The 22,775-nt window shown below is 73.4% G+C and carries 14 protein-coding genes; 8 read left to right on the plus strand and 6 right to left on the minus strand.

The annotated features are described in order from the left end of the window. Positions 1–2 precede the first annotated feature (2 nt). Together AB0I81_RS01610 and AB0I81_RS01615 are read right to left on the minus strand one after the other, a co-directional pair. Positions 3–6,614 carry an SDR family NAD(P)-dependent oxidoreductase gene (locus AB0I81_RS01610; protein ID WP_360648087.1) on the minus strand — a complete coding sequence of 2,204 codons (6,612 nt, stop codon included), beginning with the start codon at positions 6,612–6,614 and terminating at the stop codon, positions 3–5. Beyond that, positions 6,611–10,576, minus strand: a complete 3,966-nt coding sequence (locus AB0I81_RS01615; RefSeq protein ID WP_360648089.1) for an amino acid adenylation domain-containing protein — start codon at positions 10,574–10,576, stop codon at positions 6,611–6,613. The genes AB0I81_RS01610 and AB0I81_RS01615 overlap by 4 nt, the downstream gene beginning before the upstream one ends. Positions 10,577–10,688: 112 nt before the next feature. Between AB0I81_RS01615 and AB0I81_RS01620 the strand changes: the two genes are divergently transcribed. The 4 genes from AB0I81_RS01620 (at position 10,689) to AB0I81_RS01635 (ending at position 16,607) form a co-directional block, all read left to right on the plus strand. Continuing rightward, positions 10,689–11,816 (plus strand): class I SAM-dependent methyltransferase, encoded by a 1,128-nt coding sequence (locus AB0I81_RS01620; protein WP_360648091.1) that lies wholly within the window; start codon positions 10,689–10,691, stop codon positions 11,814–11,816. A gap of 25 nt (positions 11,817–11,841) precedes the next feature. Continuing rightward, entirely contained in the window at positions 11,842–13,920 is a 2,079-nt protein-coding gene (locus AB0I81_RS01625) for a phosphopantetheine-binding protein (protein ID WP_360648094.1), read from the plus strand. Continuing rightward, a complete protein-coding gene (locus tag AB0I81_RS01630) occupies positions 13,917–14,990 on the plus strand; it encodes a saccharopine dehydrogenase NADP-binding domain-containing protein (RefSeq protein ID WP_360648097.1) in 1,074 nt (357 codons plus the stop codon). The genes AB0I81_RS01625 and AB0I81_RS01630 overlap by 4 nt, the downstream gene beginning before the upstream one ends. Positions 14,991–15,158: 168 nt before the next feature. Next, positions 15,159–16,607 carry a glycoside hydrolase family 43 protein gene (locus AB0I81_RS01635; protein WP_360648100.1) on the plus strand — a complete coding sequence of 483 codons (1,449 nt, stop codon included), beginning with the start codon at positions 15,159–15,161 and terminating at the stop codon, positions 16,605–16,607. Between the two features lie 210 nt (positions 16,608–16,817). On the opposite strand, the gene AB0I81_RS01640 is transcribed toward AB0I81_RS01635, so the two are convergent. Beyond that, the gene (locus tag AB0I81_RS01640; protein WP_360648103.1) at positions 16,818–17,711 is read right to left on the minus strand and encodes a hypothetical protein; all 894 of its coding nucleotides are present in this window, start codon (positions 17,709–17,711) and stop codon (positions 16,818–16,820) included. Between the two features lie 125 nt (positions 17,712–17,836). Then, complete coding sequence (locus tag AB0I81_RS01645) at positions 17,837–18,589, minus strand: TetR/AcrR family transcriptional regulator (RefSeq protein WP_360648105.1); 753 nt, start codon at positions 18,587–18,589, stop codon at positions 17,837–17,839. A gap of 122 nt (positions 18,590–18,711) precedes the next feature. On the opposite strand from AB0I81_RS01645, the gene AB0I81_RS01650 reads away from it, so the two are divergent. From AB0I81_RS01650 to AB0I81_RS01660, 3 genes are all read left to right on the plus strand, one after another. Further along, positions 18,712–19,446 (plus strand): SDR family oxidoreductase, encoded by a 735-nt coding sequence (locus tag AB0I81_RS01650; protein WP_360648107.1) that lies wholly within the window; start codon positions 18,712–18,714, stop codon positions 19,444–19,446. 79 nt (positions 19,447–19,525) lie between these two features. Further along, complete coding sequence (locus AB0I81_RS01655) at positions 19,526–20,026, plus strand: DUF1097 domain-containing protein (protein ID WP_360648110.1); 501 nt, start codon at positions 19,526–19,528, stop codon at positions 20,024–20,026. A gap of 77 nt (positions 20,027–20,103) precedes the next feature. Beyond that, positions 20,104–21,036: an SDR family NAD(P)-dependent oxidoreductase gene (locus AB0I81_RS01660; protein WP_360648113.1), complete on the plus strand. Its 933-nt coding sequence runs from the start codon at positions 20,104–20,106 to the stop codon at positions 21,034–21,036. On the opposite strand, the gene AB0I81_RS01665 is transcribed toward AB0I81_RS01660, so the two are convergent. Further along, entirely contained in the window at positions 21,017–22,201 is a 1,185-nt protein-coding gene (locus tag AB0I81_RS01665) for a M20/M25/M40 family metallo-hydrolase (RefSeq protein ID WP_360648116.1), read from the minus strand. The genes AB0I81_RS01660 and AB0I81_RS01665 overlap by 20 nt on opposite strands. Positions 22,202–22,237: 36 nt before the next feature. Between AB0I81_RS01665 and AB0I81_RS01670 the strand changes: the two genes are divergently transcribed. Then, a complete protein-coding gene (locus tag AB0I81_RS01670) occupies positions 22,238–22,387 on the plus strand; it encodes a hypothetical protein (protein WP_360648119.1) in 150 nt (49 codons plus the stop codon). Positions 22,388–22,412: 25 nt separating this feature from the next. Here AB0I81_RS01670 and AB0I81_RS01675 read toward each other — a convergent pair whose 3' ends face one another. Further along, positions 22,413–22,655, minus strand: a complete 243-nt coding sequence (locus tag AB0I81_RS01675) for a hypothetical protein (protein ID WP_360648122.1) — start codon at positions 22,653–22,655, stop codon at positions 22,413–22,415. Positions 22,656–22,775: the final 120 nt, after the last annotated feature.

Genomic DNA, 22,775 nt, shown 5'->3' on the forward strand with positions numbered 1-22,775 from the left:
GATCACCTTTCTCGAAGTCTGGTCAGCGCCCTGTCGAGCGCGGCGTTGAGCGAACGGGCCACGGCGGGCAGCGCGGGAGGGTGCAGCAGGCCGTAGTGGTGGGCGTCGGCCCCGGCGACCTCGACGGGCCCGGCCAGGTAGGACCCCCAGCCGAGATCGGGGCGGCCCGGCGGGGTGTCGTCGACGCCCATCCCGATGCCGGAATTGCGGGGTGAGGGCCGCTCGGCCCGGATCAGCAATGTGAGCGTGTCCGGGTCGGTCAGCCGCCCCGGGGTGTGGGCGGCCAGCGCCCGCAGGTGCCTGGCGAACACGGCCACCCGGCCCGTCAGATTCTCGCCGCGGCCCAGCAGCCGGTGCTCGCGCAGCCGGTCGGCGACGGCGGTCATGCGCTCCTGCTCGGGTACGTCGCCGATGCTCAGGTCGATGCCGAGGTAGGCCTCCAGCGCGTGCAGGTGCCGGACCGTCACCGCCCATTCGACCTCGCCGGCGTCGCGGCCCGGGACCTCGCGGATGAGCGCGGGATCGTTGGAGTCGAGCAGTGCCAGCAGCGCGGTGTGCCGGCCGCCGGCGTGCAGCAGCCTGGCCATCTCCTGGGCCACGGTTCCGCCCATCGACCAGCCGCCCAGCAGCCAGGGGCCCGTTCCAGGGCCGCCGGAGGCGTCGATCGCCCGTACGTACTGCCCGGCGATGCCTTCGACCGTCTCGGGTCCCGGCCCGAACGCGCCCGCCAGCTCGGGGTCGGCCAGCGCCACGACGTCCACGCGCGGGTCCAGCAGCCGGGACAACTCGGCGTAGCACAACACGTCGCCGCCCGACGGGTGAGCGAGGTACAGGGTGGGCCGGGCCGCTCCGCCGTGCTCGGCACGCAGCGGCAACACGATGTCCCGGGCCGGCACCGCCTCGCTCACCACCGCCCGCGCGGGTGGGGCTGCGTCCACGGACCGGGTCCAGGCGTCGGGTGAGCCGGCCAGCTCGCGCACCCGGGCCACGTGGTCGGCGAGCGCCGTCTCCAGTTCGTCGGCGGGCAGGACACCGTCCAGCGCGTCCCATTGCAGCCGCAGTTCGCCGTCGTGTTCGAGCACCTGGTGGTCGAGCCAGGTCTGCGGGGTCTGCGAGAGCGCGTACACCTGCTCGCCCGCCCACTCCAGCCGGCCGCCGCCGTCCACCACGTCCGAGACGCCGAGCGCGCTGGTGAACACCACGGGCACCGGCCGTACCTCTCCTGTCCCGGCCGCCTGTTCCGCGAGCACGTCCAGCGCGGAGAAGCCGCGGTGGTCGAGGTCGTCGAACATCCTGGCCTGGGTGGCGGCGGCCCGGACGGCGAAGACGGCGGCGGGTTCGGCGGGGACCTCGTGCAGGAGCAGCGAGGTGAAGTCGCCGACCACCCGGTTGACCTGCGGGTGGATGGCCGGACGGTCGAAGAGGGTCAGCGTCACGCAGAAGCCGGCCGACCCCGACCACCGGGCCAGGACGTCGGCGTAGACGGTCAGCAGCGCCGCCGCCGGTGTGACCCGGTGCCGGGCGGCGGCCCGCACGAAGGCCGCCCATTCCGTACGGTCCAGCCGGGCGGAGCGCCGTACGAAACGAGGAGGCGTCCCGTCCGGGTCGCGGATCGGCAGGCGCGGCGGGCCGGGAAGCGTGTCGAGGCGATCGCGCCAGTAGCGCGCGGCGCGGTCGTCGCGCCGGCCCTCCAGGGCTGCCGCGCAGGCCGCCGGATGCAGGTCCAGCGGCGGCAGCGGAGCGTCCGGGGCGGTGTAGAGGGCGTGCAGCTCCGACTCGATGATCCACCAGCTGGCGGCGTCGCAGATGAGCACGTCCACCCCGATGAACAGCCTGGTCACGCCGCCGGGCAGCCGGGCCGCCTGGATCTGCGCGAGCGGCCAGCGGTCGGGCGGGCCGGGCTTGGTGGACAACCTTTCCCGCAGTACGGCCAGCCGTTCCGCCCTGCGTTCCGGGGTCGTCGTGGTCAGGTCGTGTGCCCGGATCCGGTATCGGGGCAGGTCGTCCAGCACGCGCAGCCGTCCCTCGGCGGTGGCCACGGCGCGGAGCATGGGGTGGCGGGCCACGACCCGGTTCCACGCCTCCTCGAACCGGCCGAGGTCGAGGCCGTGGCAGTCGTACTCCAGGTAGAAGTGGCAGGGCAGGTCTCCCCATCGGTAGCCGCCGTCCCGCCCGATCCAGTAGGCGTGCTGCACGCGGGTCATCGCGAAGGTGCCGTCACCGTCGAGGACGTCCTCCGCCGGCGCGACCCGCGGGTACGGCCGGGTGCCCGCCGACTCGATGAGCTTGGCGAGCCCCGCCACGGTGGGAGCCGCCAGCAGGTCGCGCAGGCCCGGCTGGACGCCGAAGCGTTGCCCCAGCGCGGCCAGCATGCGCACGCCCAGCAGGGAGTGGCCGCCGAGCGCGAAGAAGTCGGCGTCCGGATCGGTGACCGGCACGCCGAACAGCTCCGACCACAGCTCGGTCACCGCCCGCTCGGCCGGGGACAGGCCCGTCGTGTCGCCGCCGGTGGTCATGATCTTCCTGGGCTTCCCGGCCGCGGCGATGCGCGGGTTGAGGTCGGTCGCGGCGACCGCCACGATCGGGGGCGACGTGCCAGGCTCGCGCGCGGTCAGCAGCCGGTCGAGGGCATCGGTCCCGGTGGGGGCGTCGAGCGCGCCGTCGAGGACGACGGCGCTCTCGCCTTCCCGCCAGCCGTCCCAGACCGCGCTGACCCATCGGGTGGGGCCGGGGCCGGCGAGGCCGAGCGCGTCCATCGCGGCGTTGGCGGCCGCGTAGGGGCCCATTCCGACGCCGCCGACCAGCGTGGTGACGGAGGACATGAGGAGTACCGTGCCGGGACGGCGCTCCGCCGACAGCGCGGCGATCGCGTTCCTGAGTGCGAGCGCTCCCCCGGCCTTGGCCCGTACGTGCTCGGCGACCTGCTCGGAGCCGAGCTTTCGCAGGGGGTCCAGCCGCGCCCCCGCGACCACGCCCGCCGCGTGGACGATCAGCTCGATCGGCCCGCCTGCGGACAACTCCTCGATCAGGGCCAAGGTCGCGGCGTGGTCCGTGGCGTCGCAAATCCGCACGTCCACGCCGGCCTCGGCGAGCGCGGTTCCCCGGCGGTCCGCCGTGCGCGAGGTGAGGACGACCCGGTGTCCCCGCGTGGCCAGATGCCGCGCGAACAGCTGCCCGACCGCTCCGAGCCCGCCCGTGATCAGCACGGTGCCGGGCGTCCCGGTGCTCACGCCGGTGCGGGCCGGCCGCCACGGGGCCAGGCGGCGCCGCCACCGGGTCGCGCCTCGCAGGGCGGTTACGGATCCTGCCCCTTCCCCGCTCGCGAGGGCGCCGAGCTCACGGAGCACCTCATTCGCCTCGGTGGCGGGGGCGGCCGGCGCGCCCAGGTCGAGCGCGGCCCACCGCAGGCCGGGCTGCTCCTGCCCGAGCACGCGCGGAAGCACCCGCACGGCCGCCCGCGCCGGGTCGGGCGGCGCGTCGCCGGCCACCTGCTCGCCGTTCCGGGTGATCAGGAGCAGGTACGGCGGCTCGGCCTGAGCTGCGGTCACGGCCGCCACCCCGCCGAATTCGAGCACGGCGGCGCAGGCGGCCCCGACGGCGCGCGGGGCACCCTCGCGAACCACGACCGCCGGTTCGGTCACCTGGCCGTCGCCGGGCTCCTGTCCGGTCACCTGGCCGTCGCCGGGCTCCTGTCCGGTCACCTGGACATCGCCGGGCTCCTGTCCGGTCACTTGGACATCGCCGGGCTCCGTCATCACCGCGATCACTCCGGCCGGGGAGGCCGTGGGATCGACCGTTTCCAGCCGGGTGCGCAGCTCGTCCGCCAGCGCGCCCGTCCCGATGACGGCCCAGGGGCCCGTCGCGGCCGGGGCCGATCCGGTGGGCAGCACCTGCTCCCAGACCGGGACCTGCAGCGGCTCGCCGGCATCGACGTCCGATGGCGTGCCGGACGGAGGAGGGTCGATCCACAGGCGGCGGCGCTGGAAGGCGTACCCGGGCGCGTGCACTCGCCGCCGCCCGGCGGCGGACAAAGCGGCCAGGTCAACGGGCCGGCCGCCCGCCCACAACGTGCCGGCCGCCTGCCGCACGCTGGCCGGCTCCGGCTCGTCGGGCAGCAGCGTGGCCAGCACCGACCGCAGGCCGGGCAGGGTGTTCCTGCGGGCCAGCGCGGACAGGGCCGTCCCCGGGCCGACCTCCACGAGCAGGGTGTCCTCCTCGGGGTCGAGTGCCGCCCGCAACGCCTGCGCGAACCGGACGGGCTCGCGCAGTTGCCGCGTCCAGTGACCGGCGTGCGCCAGCTCGGCGCCGATCGACATACCGGTGACCGTGCTGAACACCGGCACGGCGGGCGCCGCGCCGGTCAGCCCGGCCAGTGCCGCTGCCAGGCCGGGCAGCTCCGGCTCCATCAGCCGGGAGTGCATCGCGGCGTCCACCCGCAACCGGGTGCCCGTGATGCCACGTTCGCGCAGGTCGTCCATCAGCCGGGCGACGGCCTCCGTGGGACCGGAGACGACGCACGCGGACGGGGCGTTGACGGCGGCCAGGTCGAGTTCTGGGTGCCGGGACAGCAGCTCGCCCACCTCGTCCTCGCCGAGCGGCACGGCGAGCATCGCACCGCCGCCGGCGGCCCTGGCGGCGACGGCGCACCGGGCGGCGACCAGCTCGGCGGTCTCGGTGAGCGGCAGCGCGCCGCTCACCGCCGCCGCCGTGCACTCGCCCAGGCTGTGCCCGACGAGGGCGTCGGGTGTGATGCCCCATGATTCGAGCAACCGCGCCACCCCGTACGAGACCGCGAAGACGGCCGGCAGCCCGAAGGCGGCGTCGCGGACGCGGTCCTCGGCGATCGCCGGGTCCATGGCGTCGCGCACGTCCGCGCCCAGCAGCGGGAGCAGGAGCCGCGCGCACTCGTCAACGGCCTGGGCGAAGACCGGCTCGTCGCGGTAGAGCCCGCCGCCCATTCCGGGATACGCGCTGCCCGCGCCGGGGAAGGCGAACACCAGGCGCGACGTGGCCGCCTTGACCGGACTCGCCGCGGCCAGCCCGGCCCGGCCCACACCCGCCATCCGGTAGGGCAGCTCGGAACGTCCCGTCGCCAGGGTGTAGGCGAGGTCGGCCTCGTCGGACCCGGCTTCGGACGCCAGAGCACGGGCAGTCGCGAGGTCGGCTCCGGACGCAAGAGCACGGGCGGTGGCGCGGTCGGCTTCGTGCCCGGCTTCGGACGCCAGGGCACGGGCGGTGGCGAGGGCCGCCTCAGGGGTGGCGGCCGAGACGGCCAGCAGCTGGGGCCGCCGATCGGCCGGTACCGATGCGCGGTGCGGGGCCGGTCCGAGCACCACGTGGCAGTTGGTGCCGCCGATGCCGAACGAGCTGACCCCCGCCAGGGAGGGCGTGTCCCAGTCCCGGGTCCCGGTGATGACCTCGAACGGCGACCCTTCCAGGCCGAGCAGCGGGTTGAGCGGGTGGGCGTGCAACGAGGCGGGCAGCACCCGGTGCCGTACGGCCAGGACGGCCTTGATGAAGGAGGCGATGCCCGCGGCCGAGTTGGCGTGGCCGATGTTGCCCTTCACCGAGCCGAGCCCGCACCAGGCGGGCCCGCTCTCGCCGAACACCCGCCGCAACGCGGCCACCTCGATGGGGTCGCCCAGCGCGGTGGCGGTGCCGTGCGCCTCGATGAGCCCGATCTCACGCGGCGACGCACCGGCCACCGCGAGCGCCTCGGCCACCGCCCTGGCCTGGCCGCGCGGCGACGGCGCGGTGAACCCGGCCTTGTCGGCCCCGTCGTTGTTCACCGCCGAGCCGTGCAGCACGGCGATCACCGGGTCGCCGTCGGCCAGGGCGTCCTCCAGGCGGCGCAGCACCACGACGCCCACCCCCTGGGTGTAGACGATGCCGGTGCCGTCCGCGCCGAACGGCCTGACCGTCCCGTCGGCCGCGAACACGCCGCCGGCGACGTGCACGTACCCCTGACCCTGCGGCACGATCAGGGACACGCCGCCGGCGAGCGCGGTGTCGCATTCGCCGGACAGCAGCGACTGCGCGGCCAGGTGCACGGCGACCAGCGAGGTCGAGCAGCTCGTGGCCACCGCCACCGCGGGGCCCGTCAGGTTCAGCCGGTAGGCCGTCTGCAGCGGCAGGTAGTCGGCCTGGGTGGAGATCGCCGTTTGCAGGCTGCCGAGCGGGTCCCGTCCCGCGCCGGTCGGGTCCCACCGGCCGGCGAGGTTGCTCGCCAGGTAGGCGCTCTGCGTGGCGCCCGCGAAGACGCCGACCGCGCCGGCTCCGCGTCCGCCGCCGTGGCCGGCGTGCTCCAGCGCGTGCCAGGCGCATTCGAGGAACAGCCGGTGCTGGGGGTCGAGCAGGGCCGCCTCGGCGTCGCCGAACCCGAACGGCTCGGGGTCGAAGTCGGCCTGGCCCTCGATCAGCCCGCCGACCGGGACGAAGCCCGGGTGCGCGCGCAGCCTGTCCGGCACGCCGCGGGCGGCCAGCTCCTCGTCGCTGAACCTGGTCAGCCCCTCGCGGCCGTCCCTGAGCAGTTCCCAGTACGCCTCGGCGTCGGGCGCGCCGGGGAAGCGGCAGGCCAGCCCGACGACGGCGATACGGCTCTGTGCGGCGGTCATCCCGCGAGCTCCGCGGCACGCATCCGGGCCGCACGACGATCGGCGGCCTGGTCACGGGCGGGTTCGGTGACCTGGTCACGGGCGGGCCCGGCAGCCTGGTCACCGGCGGGCCCGGCAGCCTGGTCACGGGTAGGCCCGGCGGCCGCTGGCGGGTTCTCCCGTGCCGGGGGCTGTCTGCGGGCGGTGATGAAGGTGGCGAGTTCCCTGACCGTGGGCCGGGCGAAGATGTCCACCACCGTCAGGCTCTCGTCGAGCTCGGTCTTCAGGGCGCGGTGGGCCAGGACCAGGGTCAGGGACGACGCGCCCAGCCGGAAGAAGGGTGTGGTGACGTCGACCGGTGTCTTGAGCAGGTCGCTGAAGATCCTGGCCACGGCCCGCTCCACCTGCGGATCCGGTCCCGCTTCCGTCGGGGCGGCCACGGGGAGGGACGGCTCTTGGGCGGGCGGCTCCGCGGGGCTCGGCAACGTGGAAGTAGCGAGCTCGAGTTGCCCGTCGCCATCGACGAGCAGCCGGATGACCCCGTCGGGCGACACGGTGAGGCTGAGCCGCAGGCCGCGCGTGACGGTGGTGCGAAGCGTCTGAGCATCCGGCGCGGGCACACCCTGAGGTTCGCTGAGCGTCTGAGCACCCGAAGCGAGCACGCGCGGAGATTCTCCGCCGGACGACACAGGCTCGGCCGGAACTCGGCCCGTCTGGTACGGATTGCCGAGCGCCCTGTAGTCCACCTTGCCGTTGTCCGTGATCGGCAACGCGTCCACGACCATGAACCGGTTGGGCACCATGTATCCGGGCAGGCTCGCCCGCAACGCCTGGACCAGCTCGTCGTCCGTCGGCGGCGCCGCGGGATCGGCGGGCACCACGTGGCAGACCAGCCTGGGCCGGTCGTCCGGTCCCGGCACCGCGCGGGCCACCGCCTGCCGCACGGCGGGCAGCCGGTCGAGCGTGGCCTCGATCTCGCCGAGCTCGATCCGGTGGCCGCGGATCTTGACCTGCCGGTCCAGCCGGCCGAGGAACTCGATCGTCCCGTCGTACCGCCAGCGCCCGAGGTCGCCGGTGCGGTAGAGACGGCGGCGCAGGATCGGGTGCGTGATGAACCGCTCGGCCGTCTGCGCGGGGTCCCCGACGTAGCCGCGGGCCAGTCCGTCCCCGCCGATGTGCAGCTCGCCGGGCTGCCCCACGGGGCAGGGCAGGCCGTGTTCGTCGAGGATGTGGAAGGACTGGCCGCCCAGTGCCCTGCCGTACGGGATGCTCGGCCAGGACGGGTCGACCTCCCCGACGGGATGGCAGATCGACCAGATGGACGCCTCGGTCGCCCCGCCCAGGCTGACCACCTCGGCGTCCGGGGCCAGCGCCCGCAGCCGATCGGGCAGCGTCACCGGGATCCAGTCGGCCGACAGGAACACCAGCCGCAGCGTGGCCAGCGCCGCACGTACCGCCTCCGGCTCCAGTTCGGCGTACTCCACCAGCATTTCCAGCAGGGCGGGAGCGGTGTTCCACACGGTGACGCGGTGGCGGGCCATCAGCTCCAGCCAGTGGCCGGGGTCGCGCTGGCGGTGGGCCTCGGGCAGGACCACCGCGCCCCCGGAGCCGAGCACCGAGAAGACGTCGTAGACCGACAGGTCGAAGCTGAACGCCGACAGGGCCAGCACCCGGTCGTCCGGGCCGAGGGGGAAGCGGACGGCGAGGTCGTCGAGGGTGGTACGGGCCGCACGGTGCTCGATGGCCACGCCCTTGGGCCGGCCGGTCGAGCCCGAGGTGAAGATCGCGTAGGCGAGGTCGTCCGGGGCGGGCTCGCGCACGACGGGGTCGTCGTCCCGGCTCAACGGCCGGAGAACGCCCTCGGCGTCGAGCCGGTGCACGCTGACCTGGTCCGGCCAGGCGGAGTCGGCCCCCTGTGCCAGCAGCGCCAGCCGGATCGACGCCTGCTCGCTCAGCGCGGCCAGCCGGCCGGCGGGCCAGGACGGTTCGACGGGCACGTACCCGGCCCCGCTCGCCAGCACCCCGAGCAGGGCGGTCACCTGCGCGGCACCCTTGTCCGCCACGACCGCCACCAGGTCACCGGGCCCGATCCCGAGCGCGGCCAGCGCGCGGCCGGTGCGGCGGGCCCGCTCATTCAGCTCACCCGCCGTCACCTCACCCGCCCTCACTTCGCCCGCCGTCACTTCGCCCGCCGTCACTTCGCCCGCCGTCACTTCGCGGCCGGGGCCAGGCAGGGCGGGGCCGAGCAGGGCGGGCGCGGAAGGGGCGCGTTCGGCGGCGGCACGCAGCGGGTCGTCCAGGAGCGGGCCGGCCCCGCCGAACGCGCCGCCCGCCACGTCTTCGTCGGCCAGGAACGACGGGTCCCAGCCGAGCGCGGGCTCGGTCCACAGCTCGGGTTCTGTGGCCAGCCGCCGCAGCAGCCGGACGTGCGCGGCCAGCATGCCGTCCACGAATCCGGCCGGCAGCGCGCCGTCCACGGCGTCCCAGGCGATGCGGAGCCTGCCGCCCTCGTCCCAGACGATGTGGTCCAGCATCACCTGCGGCGTCTGCGAGACGCCGAAGACCTCGTTCCCGAGCCAGGCGGCAGGCGGCTCACCGGGCCCCGCCAGGCCGACGCCGCTGGTGAAGACCACGGTGTGGGTGGGCACGGGCAGTCCGGTGGCCGGATCGCTCACCCGGGGGCGTTCCCCCGACTCGGTCGCGGCACGCAGCGCCTCCATCCCCGAGACGGCCCGGTGGTCCAGGTCGGTCCAGAACTGGCGGTTGACGGCCGCGGCGAAGCCGGCGAAGCCGTACCAGCGGCCGGGGTCGGCGACGGGGATCTCCACCAGGACGGTGCTGGTGAAGTCGCCGACGACGCCGTCCAGGTCCGGGGTGTCGTCGCCGCGGGCGAGGTCGTCGCGGTCGAAGAGGGTGGTGTTGAGGCAGAAGGAGTCGCGGGCGCCCCAGCGCTGCAACACCAGGCCGAAGGCGGCCAGCAGCAGGCCGGTGGGGCTCAGCCCGTGCGCCGCGCCCTGCTTGCGCAGCTGCGTCCACTCCTCCTCCGGCAGTTCCGCGGCATGCCGGACGAAGCGGTGAGCGCTGAACTCGGCCGGGCCCCTGCTCCAGGGCAGCGCCGGGCCGTCGGGCAGGCCGGGCGCGCGGCGCGCCCAATAGGCCGCGTCCGTCTCGCGCCGCCGCAGCTCGGCCGGGTCGTCACGGCGTCGTACGAGGTCGGCGAAGCCCAGCGGCGGCGCGGGCAGCTCCAGCCCGGGATCGGCCACGTACCGTCCCCACTCCCTCATCAGCCGCATCCAGCTCATGAGATCCAGGGCCAGCACGTCCACGCCGACGAACAGCCGGGTACGGCCGCCGGGCAGCAACGCCGCACGCAGGTCGAACAGCGGCCACCGGTCGGCGGGAAGCACCTGGTGCGAGCACTGCTCCCGCAGCGCCGCCAGCACCTGCTCCACCCGTCCCGGACTCTCACCACGCAGGTCCGTACGGACGATCGCGTAGTCGGGCACCTGGTCGAGCACGGTCTGCCTGGCGTCGGCGCCCACGACCATGCGCAACATCGGATGCCGCAGGACGAGCCGGTTCCACGCCTCCTGCAGACGGTCGAGATCCGCTTCCTGCGAGTCCTGGGGCACGCGGTCGTACTCGAAGTAGTAGAAGGTCGCCACTCCCCCGAGCGGGAAGGCCGGGTCCCGGCCGACCAGGTAGGCCGTCTGGATGGGGGTCAGCGGGAAGGACTCCCCGCCCTCGGCGGGCTCGTCCGGCACGATGCCGGCGGCGACCGTGCGCGCGGTCGCGGGTCCGATGAAGGCCGTCAGCGGCAGCTCCAGCCCGGTGTCCTCCAGCAGTCGCCGGCGCAGGCGGACGGCGGTGAAGGACTCCAGTCCCAGAGTGGTGAGCGAGGCGTCGGGGTCCAGGTCCGAAGGCCGGAGTTCCAGTACGTCGGCCAGACAGGCGAGCACTTCTTCGACGGGGACGGAACCCAAGGGAGACCTCTTCCAACAGGATGACAATGGAAACGGTTTTCATTGCTACACAACCTCACGGCATTTGTCCAGATCTTGAAAATGATTACCATTTTTCGTACGATCTCGCCTCATGTCGCCCTTGACCGACCGTGCCGACGCCGCCGGCCGTACCGGCATCTCCGGCATCTCCGGCATCGACCTCGCGAGCGCGGCAGCGGCCGTTCACGACCTGGACCGCCTCGTCCTGCTCGGCATCGCATCCGAACTGCACCGGCGTACCCGGCTGCGCGAAGGTGCCGCGCACGAGCCCGGCGCGGTCGCCGACGACCTCGGCGCCGCGCCGCGCCACCGCTGGATCGCCGGGCACTGGCTCGCCGCCCTGCACGAAGCCCGCCTGACCGGCCGGGACGCCGACGGCCGCTATCACCGGCTGCACGGCCCCGGGCGCGCGGAACTCGCGGCCGCCCGCACCCGCATGCAGGCCGCGCGGGTCGCTCTCGGCTATCCCGCGGAGCTGGGCGAGCTCATGCTGCGCTCGCTGCGGCTGCTGCCCGAGCTTCTGCGCGACGAGATCGGCGTGCAGGCGCTGCTGTACCCGGACGGCGAGCCCGCCACCGCCGAGGCCGTCTACCGCGGCAACGTCATCAGCCGCTACCTCAACGCCGCCGCGGCGCAGGTGCTCGCGGACCTGGCCGGGCGTGCCACCCGGCCGCTGCGGATCCTGGAACTGGGCGCCGGCATCGGTGCCACCACCGCGGACCTGCTGCCGGTACTGACGGCCACGCCGGTCGAGTTCTACCTGTTCACCGACCTGTCGCCGTTCTTCCTCGACACCGCGCGCCGCCGGTTCGGCACCGGTTTCCTGCGTTACGCCCTGCTCGACATCGCCCGCGACCTGCCCCGCCAGCCGGGAGAGCTGGACCTGGTCGTCGCGGCCACGATGGCGCACAACGCCCCCCATGTCGGCCGCCTGCTCGAACAGGTCGCGGCGCTGCTGGCGCCCGGCGGGCGGGTGCTGCTCATCGAGACCGTCCGCGAACACCCCCAGTCGCTCACCTCGATGCCGTTCGCCCTGTCCACCCGGGACGGCCCGCCGCGGCGGCTCGACTGCCGGGCCGGCACCACCCGCACCTACCTGCGCCGCGAGGAATGGCTGAGCGCGCTCGAAGGCAGCGGGCTGCGTGTCGAGGTGGACCTGCCCCGCCCCGGCGACCCCCTGACCGCGCTGTCGCAGCGCCTGCTCGTCGCCACCCGCTGATCATCCGACGATGGGAGTTATCTGAATGAAGGAACTGGCAGAGATCTGGTCGGAGCTGCTCGGCCTGCCGCCCGGCGAGATCCCGCCCGATGTCGGGTTCCTGCGGCTGGGCGGCGACTCGGTGCTGGCGGTCCGCATGTCGGCGCTGGTACGCAAGCGGCTCGGCGTCACGCTCGCCCTGTCGGACGTGCGGGTCGAGAGCACGCTGAACGACCTGGCCGAGCTCGTACGGCGACATGCCTCCGGCGGCGCATCCGCGGCGCAGGCCCTGCCGCTCACCGTCACGCCGCGCCCCGATCCGCATGCCGAATTCCCCCTGCTGCCCCTCCAGCAGGGCTACTTCGTCGGTCAGCAGGACGGCTGGGAGTTGTCCTACGACTCGGCCCACTACTACCTGGACTACGCCCTGCACGACATCGACGGCGACGAGGCCGCCGATGCGCTCGCGGACGCGCTCGAACGGCTCGCCGCGCACCAGCCCACGCTCCGGGCCCGGGTCACCTCCGACGGCCGTCAGTACGTCCTGCCCGCCGACGCGCCCGGCGCGGTGCCCCAGGTGCGCACCTACGACCTGCGCGAGGCGGGCCCGGACGAGGTCGCCGCTGCCCTGCGCGACGTACGGGAGGAGATGAGCGCCGGCGGCCCGGACCCGACGAGCGGCCCAGGCATCGACGTCCGGCTCACGCTGCTGCCCGGCGGAGAGGGACGGCTGCACCTCGGCCTGAGCCTGCTGATCTTCGACGGCTGGTCCTCCAGCGTGCTCAGCCGTGACCTGCTCGTCTACGTCGCCGACTGGAACGCCGCCCTGCCGCCCCTGGACATCCACTTCGGCGACTACGTCACCTCACTCGCCGACCTGCCCGCCACCGCGGCCTGGCAGGCCGACCGCGACTGGTGGTGGTCCCGGCTCGGCACGCTGCCGGGGCCGCCGGCGCTGCCGCTGGCCGCCGACCCCCAGGAGGTGCGGCCGGTCACCATGGGCAACCGCGAGCACCGCTGGAGCGCCGGACGCTGGGCGGCGCTGCGCCGGCAGTGCGCCGACCGGGGCGTCACCCCGTCCACCGCCATGATGACGGCGTTCGGCGTGGTGCTGGCACGCTGGGCGGGGCACCGCCGGATGTTGCTGAACTCGCTCCAGCTCAACCGGCTGCCGATCCACCCCGAGGTGCAGCGCGTCGTGGGCGCCTTCGCCGCCACCATGCTGCTCCCCCTCGACCTCGACCCCCACGCCTCGTTCGCCGAGCTGGCCACCGCCGTGCAGGCGACGTCCGGTGAGCACGCCGCGCACAACCTGATCACCGGGGTCGAGGTCGGGCGCGAGCTGGCCCGCCGCCGGGGAAGCTGGCGCCCGGTCGGGCCGGTGGTCTTCCAGAGCGTGCTCGGCGTGGACGCGGCCATGGGCGGCGGGCCGCCGCAGGACGCGGGGCCGCTGGGCCGGGTGGTCGCCTCCGACTACTTCCACCAGCTGCGCACGCCGCAGGTCGCGATCGAGGTCCGCTGCTTCGAGCTGGGCGCCGAGATGGTGGCGGTCTTCTCGCTGGTGGAGGAGCTGTTCGAGCCCGACCGGGTGGCGGCGGCGTTCGCGGAGTTCGTGACGCTCGTCGACGCCCTCGCCGACGGTGGCGGCTGGGACCGCGCGCCCGGGTTGCCCTCGGCCGCGGATCCCGGCTCCGACGACGGGTTGCGGCTCGGCCTGCTGCCCGAGCCCGCGGTCCGCCACCGGGAAGGGCCGCCGTCCGACGCCCTTGAACAGGCCGTCGCCGACGTCTTCGAGGAGATCCTGGAGGTGCCGGTGCTCGACCGCGCCGCCGACTTCTTCGGCCTCGGCGGGGACTCCCTGCTCGCGGTGCGGGCGGTCGTGCGGCTGGCCAAGGAGGCCGGCGCGTCCTTGCCGGTACGCGAGTTCCTGGCGGACTCGACGGTGGCCGGGGTGGCATCCGCCGTACGTTCCCGAACCGGCTTGAACGAGACCGGAGCCACGCCCGCCATCCGCCCCGGAAGCGGCCCGAACGAGACCGACACCACACCCACCGTCCGCCCCCGAACCGGCCCGGACGAGACCGGGAACACGCACGGTGGCTCTCACCTGGGTGAGCGGCGATGATCGGGCTGCTGGGCGCCACCGGCGCGGTCGGCCGCACGGCCGCGCGGCGTATCGCCGCCCTCGGCCTCGGGCCGCTCCGGCTCGGCGGCAGGAACCTCACGGGCACCGCCGACCTGGCGGCCTCACTTCCCGCCCCCGCGCACGCGGTCAAGGTGGACCTGAACGACCCCGCCGGGCTGGCCGCCTTCTGCGACGGCTGCCGGATCGTGGTCAACTGCGCCGGACCCACCTACCAGGTGCTGGACACGGTCGCCCGCGCCGCCTTCGCCGCCGGCGCAGACTACGTCGACATCGGCGGCGAACTGGCCGCCAAGGAGGCCCTCACCAGCGGCGACGTCGCCCCCGGCCGGACCGCGGTGTTCTCCGCGGGAGTCATGCCCGGCCTTTCCGGCCTGCTGCCCCGGCTGCTGGCCAAGACAGGCCCGTTGCGCCGTCTGGACGTGTACGTGGGCGGAGCGGCCGTCTTCACCCCGCTGTCCGCCATCGACGCGCTGCTGACCAGGGGGCCGGACTTCGGGGTGCCCATGGCGGCCTGGCGGGACGGCCGGGTGGCCCCCAACACGCTCGCACCGCTGCACCGGGTGCGGTTGCCGGGCTTCCCTGTGCCGGTGCACGCGTGGCCGTACCTCACCACCGAAGCACAGACCCTGGCGCAGGACACGGGGGCCGGCGAAGTGCGTTCCTACAACGTCTTCGTCTCCAATCGCCTGCCCGAGGCCCTCGCCGCGGCCTGGGCGGAGGTGTCCGACGTGCGTCCCGAGGCGCTGACGCCGCACGCGGACACGGTGGTGAACGCCTCGCTGCGGGACAATGCCGACTTCGGCGCCTTCTACGTCATGTTGTTCACCGCGCGCCCCCGTCCCGGCTCTCCGCCAGGGCCCACGAGGGTGCTGCTCACGGCCGTGGACTCCTACGCGCTGAGCGGTGTGGTGATGGCGCTGGCCACCCACGCGGTGCTGTCGGGCTCCGTGCCGGCCGGCGTGCACCTGGCGGCCGAGGCGCTCGACGCGGAGTCCACCGCCGCCGCGCTGCGGGATGACCCGCTCGTCGGGACACTCACCATCGAATGACCGCTTGACAGGCTCGATGGTTACGTAAACACTCGGCGGCAACACACCTGCGCCTCCCTCCGGCCCTCATGCCTCGTTTGTTAGCGCTAACAGAAACGTTTCCTCCCGGCACCGACCAGCAGTGGACCCGCACCGCCTCCTGCCCCCCACCGCGCATTCGGAGCGACCATGACACACCTCTTACGGCGAACGGCGCTGATCGGCCTGGCCTGCGCCCTGCTGCTCGCCCTCGGCCTCGCCGCCTCGGAACGCCCGGCCAAGGCCGCCGGCCCGTACACCGCCTACCTGATGGCGCACTTCACCGGTGAGAGCGCCAACGGCGAGCAGATCTACTTCGCCACCAGCACCGACGGCCTGCACTGGACCGACCTCAACAGCTCGCTGCCGGTCCTCACCTCCAGCATCGGCGAGCTCGGCGTCCGCGACCCCGCCATCGTCCGCTCGCCGTCCGGCGACCGGTTCTGGCTGCTCGCCACTGACCTGCGCATCGCCGCCGGCAAGGGCTGGGATGTCGCCCAGCACGACGGCAGCACCTCACTCGTCGTGTGGGAGTCGCCCGACCTCGTCACCTGGTCGGCGCCGCGCCTGGTGAACGTCGCCGGGAGCATCCCGGAAGCCGGCTGCGCGTGGGCGCCCGAGGCGATCTACGACCCGGCGACCGGCGACTACGTCGTCTACTGGGCGACCATCTCGCCGCGCAACGGCCTCGACAAGGCGCGCGTCTACTACTCCCGCACCCGCGACTTCCGCACCTTCACCCCCGCGCAGATCTACATCGACCGGCCGGGCGCCCAGGGCATCATCGACACGCAGATCCTGGAGATCCCGGGCAGCGTCGGCGGCTACCGCTACATCCGCGCGTCCGGCGACGGCCAGCTCACGATCGAGGGCAGCGACCAGATCCTCACCGGCTGGACCCGGCTCGGCGACCTCTCCCACCTCGGCTACACCGGCGCGCAGGTCGAGGGCCCGATCCTGCACCAGTACAACGGCCGCGACGAATGGGGCCTGTGGGTCGACCAGTACGCCGCCGGCCGCGGCTACCTCCCGCTGACCACGACCAACCTCGCCGCTCCGGGCGGCTACCGCGTCCGCGCCGCCTCCGAGTACGCGCTCGGCGCCGGCCGCAAGCGGCACGGTTCGATCATCGGCATCACCCAGACGCAGCTCACCGCGCTACAGGCCAAGTGGGGCGGTCCCGCCTCGGCCGGCACCCGGCGCCTGCAGTCGCTCAACTTCCCCGACCGCTACGTGCGGCACACCAACTTCGACGTCCGCATCGACCCGAACGTGAGCCCGCTCGCCGACTCCCAGTGGCGCATCGTCCCCGGCCTGGCCGATCCGGCGGGGGTTTCGCTGGAGTCGTCGAACTTCCCCGGCTGGTACCTGCGGCATCACAACTTCGACTTCGCCCTGGCCAAGTACGACGGCACCGCCACCTTCCGCGGGGACGCGACCTTCCGCCGGGTGCCCGGCCTGGGCGACTCCTCGGCGGCGTCGTTCCAGTCGTACAACTTCCCTGACCGATACCTCCGCCACTCCGGCTACCTGCTCCGCCTCGACCCGATCACCACAACCACCGGACGCGCCGACGCCACGTTCCGCGTGATCAGCTGACGCCGGCGCGACCCCACCGGCGGCCGGACCACACAGGACCGGGCACGCCGCCGGGGCGGCCGGGCGGCCGCCGGCAGTTCCGGTTTGTGGTGCCGCCCGGCCATACCGCCGTGCTCTACTCCGACGGGCCTGTGTGGAGCAGGTCGACTTCCTCGTTGACCGGATGTTGTCCGGTCATGAGCAGGATGACGACGTTGCCGTGCTCGCGATTCACGTTCCCGCCTGATCGAAGCGGTGTGGGGCCGGCCGGTCGTAGCCGGGCCGCATGGGTGCGTCGTCCCAGTGTGGTTCGTGTGGCCGGTCCGCCGAGTGCTCAGCGGTGCCGGAGCGGCGGCGAAGCAGGGGGATCACGATGGCCAGCGCCACGCCCACCGCGCCGACGACGACCGCCGCGATGAGCGCGCCGGACAGATCCGCGCGCAACGAGTTCCCGAACGCGTCGTAGACCGCCGCGACCAGCGTGCCGGTCACCTTGTTGGCCGTGATGGCGCTGTTGGCGAGCAGTTGCTCCTTGCCGAAGTTCAGCGCGAGCATCGCGCCACCCATGCCGAGTGCGATCGCGAAACCGGCCGCGGCCAGCGTCACGAACCGCCGTCGTGCGATCAGTACGGCGAGCGCCAGTACGCCGAGCGCGGTCAGCGGCAGGACGCCGGCCAGCGTGTTCAGCAGGCTGACAGACTCCCGGGCCTGGGCGATCTGCGGCGAGTCGACCAGCGTGAGCCGGGTGTCCGCCTCGCTGGGTGCCCGCGGCGTACTGATGCCGTGGGCTTTCAGTCGTTTGCGGACGTAGTCGATCAGGTCGCCGGTGTCGACCACGATCTTGCTGCCGGTGCCGTCCACCACGAGGTCCCGCGCCGCCAGGTTGGCGTCCAGCCAGATCCGCCGCGCCTCGTCGGTGGCGAGGATGGTGGCCATCTGGGTATGGATGCGGTCCTTCCACCGGCGCGGAACCGCGTAGCCCTTCTCGCCGGCCGCGTCGAACGCGGTATTGGCCAGCAGGCGCTGCAACTCCCGGTCTTGCAGCAGCGGAGCCACCGTGCTTCCGTACGCGTCGCTCTGCAACTGACCATCGGCCCACCGCGCGGGTACGGCGACGATCGCCACGAGACTACTGACCAGAACTAACAAACCGGCGAAAAATCCCCTGACAAAACGCATCAAGACACCGTGCCAGCTCTCAGGGGTAGTTGTCCAACTACGCTCGGCTGCCGTCCGGGGCCGGCGCGGACCTATTCGTCGATGATGCGATCGAGCCAGTCGCCCAGCAGTTGACTCTCCGAAGCGCTGAGGACCTTCAGGTCCGCGAGGCCGGCCTTCAACGTGATGGCACCGGCCACGACGTCGCCCCCGGCACGCGTGGAGCCGGTCGGAGCCGGGTCGGTGACCGCGGTCGGAGCGGGGCCGGTCATCGCCTGGGAGCCGGTCGGAGCGGGGTCGGTGATCGCCTGAATGACCGCTTCGCGGACGATCCTGGCAGATTCCAGGTCGCGTTCCGCCTCCGGGGTGGCGATCAGGGCCAGCGTGGTGCCGCGGCCGGCGGCGTGGATCACCCGCGCCGCACGCTGCTCGGGAACGCGGAGCCGGCCGGCCAGGGCGACGCGGCGCACCAGCCCGGCGAGCACCTCCGCGGCCTGCTTCGCCCCGTCGGGCTCGGCGCCCGGCCGCGGGCTCCCGTAGATCAGCGAGTACAGGGCGGGCTCGGCGAGGCCGAACCCGATGTGCAGATCCCAGCCACGCCGCAGATCCTCCACGGGGTCGCCACTGGGGGCGATGGCCCGCTTCTCGGCGAGGTACGACGTGAGCCCCCGGCTGGCCACGGCGTCCAGAAGACCCTGCTTGTCGCCGAACAGCCGGTACAGGATTGGCGCCTGCACTCCGGCGGCCTTGCAGACCGCCCTGGTCGAGACGGCGTCCCTGCCCTCGCGCGCCAGCAGGTCCGCCGCAACGTCGAGGATCATCTCCCGCTTGTCCACGCTGGCCATGTAGCAATGCTAACAGTGGATCACCACGATCGATAACATTGCCGCTAACATTCCCTTGTTAGCGATGCAATTACAGTGCTAACTTGAAGTCGTTAGCGCATGAGCAACAGAGGAGAGTGATCATGAGCACCGCATCACGGATCGCCGTCGTCACCGGAGGTTCACGCGGGATCGGCCGCGCCGTCGCCTCCCGGCTCGCCGCGGCCGGTCAGGACGTCGCCGTCGTGTACGCGTCCAACGCCGAAGAGGCGGACGCCGCCGTCGGCGAGATCGAGGCGGCCGGCGCGCGCGGGATCGCACTGCGGGCCGACGTGGCCGACGAGGTGGCGATGGCCGCCGCGTTCGACGCCGCGGAGCAGCGCCTCGGTCCCATCGACGTCGTGGTGAACTCCGCGGGTGTGATGGCACTGCAGCCGATCCGCGAGCTGGACCTGGCCGAGCTGGACCGGCAGTTGCGCGTCAACGTACGGGGGACGTTCGTCGTGGCCAGGGAGGCCGCGCGCCGCATCCGCCCGGGTGGCGCCATCATCGCCTTCTCCACCAGCGTCACCCGCCTGCGTCCCCCCGCCTACGGCGTGTATGCCGCGACCAAGGGGGCGGTGGAGGCGCTCGTTCCGATCCTCGCCAAGGAACTCGGCGAACGTGACATCACGGTCAACGCGGTGGCGCCGGGCCCGACGGCCACGGAGTTGTTCTTCGACGGCAAGTCACAGCAGCTCATCGACCGGATCGCCGGCCAGAGCCCGATGAACCGGCTCGGCACCCCGCAGGACATCGCCGAGGTCGTCGCCTTCCTGGCCGGCCCCGGCCGCTGGATCAACGGCCAGATCGTGTTCGCCAACGGCGGCGCCGCCTGAATCAGCACATGGCCAGCTGTCCGACTCCGTGCACAACCACCTGTCCGACTCCGTGCTCGACCGTCTGGAAGGACCCCCCATGGAGCCTCGTCCCAGCACCACGCCGCACCCCGCCGCCACCGGCCACTTCGTGGCGTTCACCGCCATCGCGGCCGTGGTGGCGGCGGCCGCCGCCTACGCCAGCACCGCCATGGGCCTGCAGGCCTGGGTCATGTTCGCGGGCTGGGTGACGTGGTTCACCCGGCCCACCTCCGCCCGCCTCGGCGTCGAGGCCGTCATCTGCATGTGGCTCGGCATGGTCCTCGCCGTGGTCGGCCACACCATCGTCGAGCTGACCGCCCCCGTCGCGGGCGCCGCCGCGCTGCCGCTCGCCGTCCTCGTCCTGGCCTCGGTCGTGGTCGGCCTGCGTACGACGCCCGTGCTCAACAACATGCTCGCCTGGTTCGTGGGCTTGGTCACCTTCTTCGCCGCGGAACCGGAGCACGCGCTTCCCGGGCTGCTCACGCTCATCGCCGGCAGCGCGCTGGGCGCCTTCGCGGGCTTCGCCTGCCAGCGGCTGCAGCACCGGTTCGCCAGGTAGCACGCCGAGCGGGAAACCACCCGATCGGATCCCGCCCGTCCACCTCATCCGGTACGTTCCTCGAACGGAGAACCGCCATGTCCACCGTCCTCATCACCGGAGCCGCCACCGGCATCGGCAACCTCACCGCCCGGGCGCTCACCCGGGCCGGCCACACCGTGTGGGCCAGCATGCTGGAGCCGTACGGACGAAATGACGTGCACCGCCAGGAACTGCTCCACGTCGCCGCGCGGCACGGCGGGACCCTGCGCGTCGTCGAACTCGACGTCACCTCGCAGGAATCGGCCGACGCGGCCGTCGCCACCGTCCTGCGGGACGGCGGCGACCTCGACGTCGTGATCCAGAACGCGGGACACCTGTACGTCGGATACACCGAGGCGTTCACCGCCGACGACATCGCCCGCCTCCTCGACATCAACGTCATCGGCGCCCACCGGGTGAACCGGGCCGTCCTGCCCCACCTGCGCGGCCGCGGCGGCGGCACCCTCCTGTACGTCGGCAGCACCATCATCGTCACCACCCCGCCCTTCCTCGGCCCGTACGCGGCGTCCAAGGCGGCCTTCGACACCCTGGCGGTGGCCACGTCGTACGAGGCGAACCCGTTCGGCATCGAGACCTGCATCGTCATGCCCGGTGCGATCACCAAAGGCACCCAGCACTTCCCCAACGCCACCCGAGCCGGTGACCGGGCGGTCTCGGCCGCCTACGCCGAACTCGACCCGCTGGTCGCGCGCAATGAGGAGGCGACCTCCGCGCTCTTCGTCCCCGGCATCGACCCGAGCCCCGCCGGAGTAGCCGAGGAGATCACCCGGATCCTCGCCCTCCCGCACGGCGCCAAGCCTTTCCGCAGCGTCATCGACTACACCGAGTCCGGCGTCGGGGCGGTCAACGACGTCGCCCGCGACACGCGCAAGAACTTCGTCAACCGCATGGGGTTCGGCGAACTGCTGACCCCGCGGCCTGTCATGACCGAGGCGGGGGCCGTGCCGCTCAGGAGCAGAAATCCATGATGGTGTCCGTGAGGATGGCGGTGAGGCGGCCCAGCGAGGCCAGGTCGGCGTACTCGGTGGCCGCGTGGGCCCCCGCGCCGTCAACGCCGAAGAGCACGCAGGGGATGCCGGCGCGGTCCAGCAGGGCGCAGTCGGTCCAGAACGGCTCGCCGCGCACCACGGGCGGGTGCCCGAGCGCCCGTTCGGCGTGGCGCGCCAGGGTCGTGGCGATCGGGGATCGCGGGTCGGCCTCGAAGGACTCGCGATACAGGCCGCGGGTCAGCCGGTACCGGAAGTCGGCGACGGTGGCGGCGAGATGGTCGAGTACGGCGGTCAGCTCCCGTTCGACGCTGTCGGCGTCCTCGCCGGGGACGGTGCGCCGCTCAAGCGTGATGCGGCAGTACGCCGGATAGGTCGAGGCCTCCTCGCCGCCGCGGATGACCGAGGCGTGCACGGTGCCGGTGCCCAGGAGCGGATGGGCGGGACCCTGTGCGAGACGCCGGCCCAGGTCCTCCAGCGCCACCAGGAAGTGGCCGGCCTTGACGATGGCGTCGATGCCGAGCTCGGGACGTGAACCGTGGGCGGCACGGCCCAGGATCTCCACGTCGAACCAGGCGAAACCCTTGTGGGCGAGGGTGAGTTGGAGATGGCTCGGCTCGGTGACGATGGCCGCGTCGGCGGTGAACGACTTCAGCACCTCCTCGGTGCCGGAGCTGGCGTGCTCCTCGTCGGCGACGCAGGCGACGAGCACGTCGCCCCGCAGGGCTCCTGCCGCCGTGGCGCGGGCGGCGGCGACCATCATGGCCGCTACGCCGCCCTTCATGTCGAAGGTGCCGCGGCCGGACATCCTTCCGTCCCGGACCTGCGGGTCGAGGGGGTCGCCGTCGTACCCGGCCAGGCCGACGGTGTCGAGGTGGCCGTTGAGCATGAGCGACCGGCCGCCGCCGGTGCCGCGGGCGATCGCGACGAGCGAGGGACGCCCCGGCCGCTCCTCCAGGCGGTGCACCTCGAAACCGCGGGCGGCCAGCCATCCGCCGCAGAGGTCGGCGATGGCGCTCTCACCCGCACCGCCGGGTACGAGGTCCGGGTTGACGGAGTCGATGGCGGTCAGCCGGGCCAGGAGCGGAACGGGGTCGAGGTCCCGGAGGTCGGAGGCTGCTGGGACTGCGGGGGGTTCGGGCAGCATGGAAGCCTTCCACAACGTTGACGAGGGGCAGGGTTCGTGAGCATCGTGCCCCGGGCCGATCGCATCGGTCCAGCGAAGATCACGGTGAACCAGGAGAACGCACCGATGCTCGCCGTCAATCGGGCGGTCGGCTACCGCCTGGTCCGTGAACGCCTGCTCGTGGAGCATGCCCTGACCACCGGCTGAACGCGCGGCGCCCGGATGGTCCCGTTCATGGGCTCGCCCGCTCCGCGTAGGAGTCGAGGCGGCGCGCGGCCGTCTCCAGGTCGGCGGCGGCCACCACGCAGGCGGCGGCGTGGGCCTCCACCGCGGCGCGCAGCCACGGCGGCGCCGCGCCGTCCGCCGCCAGCCCCGCCTCGACGGCGCGCAGGCGCTCGGCGCAGGTGGTGAGGGTACGGGCGTCCAAACGCAGGGTCTCGGCGTGGGCGGCGATCGCGACGAGTTCGGCTGACATGGCTCCTCCGTCAGGCGGGCGGCTCCGGGACGGGCGACGCCAGGAGCGCGGCCCCGCGAAGCGCCCGGCGTGCGACGCATCCCGAAGCATCAGGTCCGGCGGGTGACGCATCCCGGAGCA

The sequence above is a fragment of the Nonomuraea sp. NPDC050404 genome (assembly GCF_040655495.1).
Lineage (GTDB): Bacteria > Actinomycetota > Actinomycetes > Streptosporangiales > Streptosporangiaceae > Nonomuraea.

Bases quoted from the DNA above. Each gene is read 5' to 3' on its own strand.
- AB0I81_RS01610 (WP_360648087.1), bottom strand. From the start codon at position 6,614: ATGACCGCCGCACAGAGCCGTATCGCCGTCGTCGGGCTGGCCTGCCGC.
- AB0I81_RS01620 (WP_360648091.1), top strand. From the start codon at position 10,689: ATGTCGCCCTTGACCGACCGTGCCGACGCCGCCGGCCGTACCGGCATC.
- AB0I81_RS01625 (WP_360648094.1), top strand. From the start codon at position 11,842: ATGAAGGAACTGGCAGAGATCTGGTCGGAGCTGCTCGGCCTGCCGCCC.
- AB0I81_RS01630 (WP_360648097.1), top strand. From the start codon at position 13,917: ATGATCGGGCTGCTGGGCGCCACCGGCGCGGTCGGCCGCACGGCCGCG.
- AB0I81_RS01635 (WP_360648100.1), top strand. From the start codon at position 15,159: ATGACACACCTCTTACGGCGAACGGCGCTGATCGGCCTGGCCTGCGCC.
- AB0I81_RS01645 (WP_360648105.1), bottom strand. From the start codon at position 18,589: ATGGCCAGCGTGGACAAGCGGGAGATGATCCTCGACGTTGCGGCGGAC.
- AB0I81_RS01650 (WP_360648107.1), top strand. From the start codon at position 18,712: ATGAGCACCGCATCACGGATCGCCGTCGTCACCGGAGGTTCACGCGGG.
- AB0I81_RS01655 (WP_360648110.1), top strand. From the start codon at position 19,526: ATGGAGCCTCGTCCCAGCACCACGCCGCACCCCGCCGCCACCGGCCAC.
- AB0I81_RS01660 (WP_360648113.1), top strand. From the start codon at position 20,104: ATGTCCACCGTCCTCATCACCGGAGCCGCCACCGGCATCGGCAACCTC.
- AB0I81_RS01665 (WP_360648116.1), bottom strand. From the start codon at position 22,201: ATGCTGCCCGAACCCCCCGCAGTCCCAGCAGCCTCCGACCTCCGGGAC.
- AB0I81_RS01675 (WP_360648122.1), bottom strand. From the start codon at position 22,655: ATGTCAGCCGAACTCGTCGCGATCGCCGCCCACGCCGAGACCCTGCGT.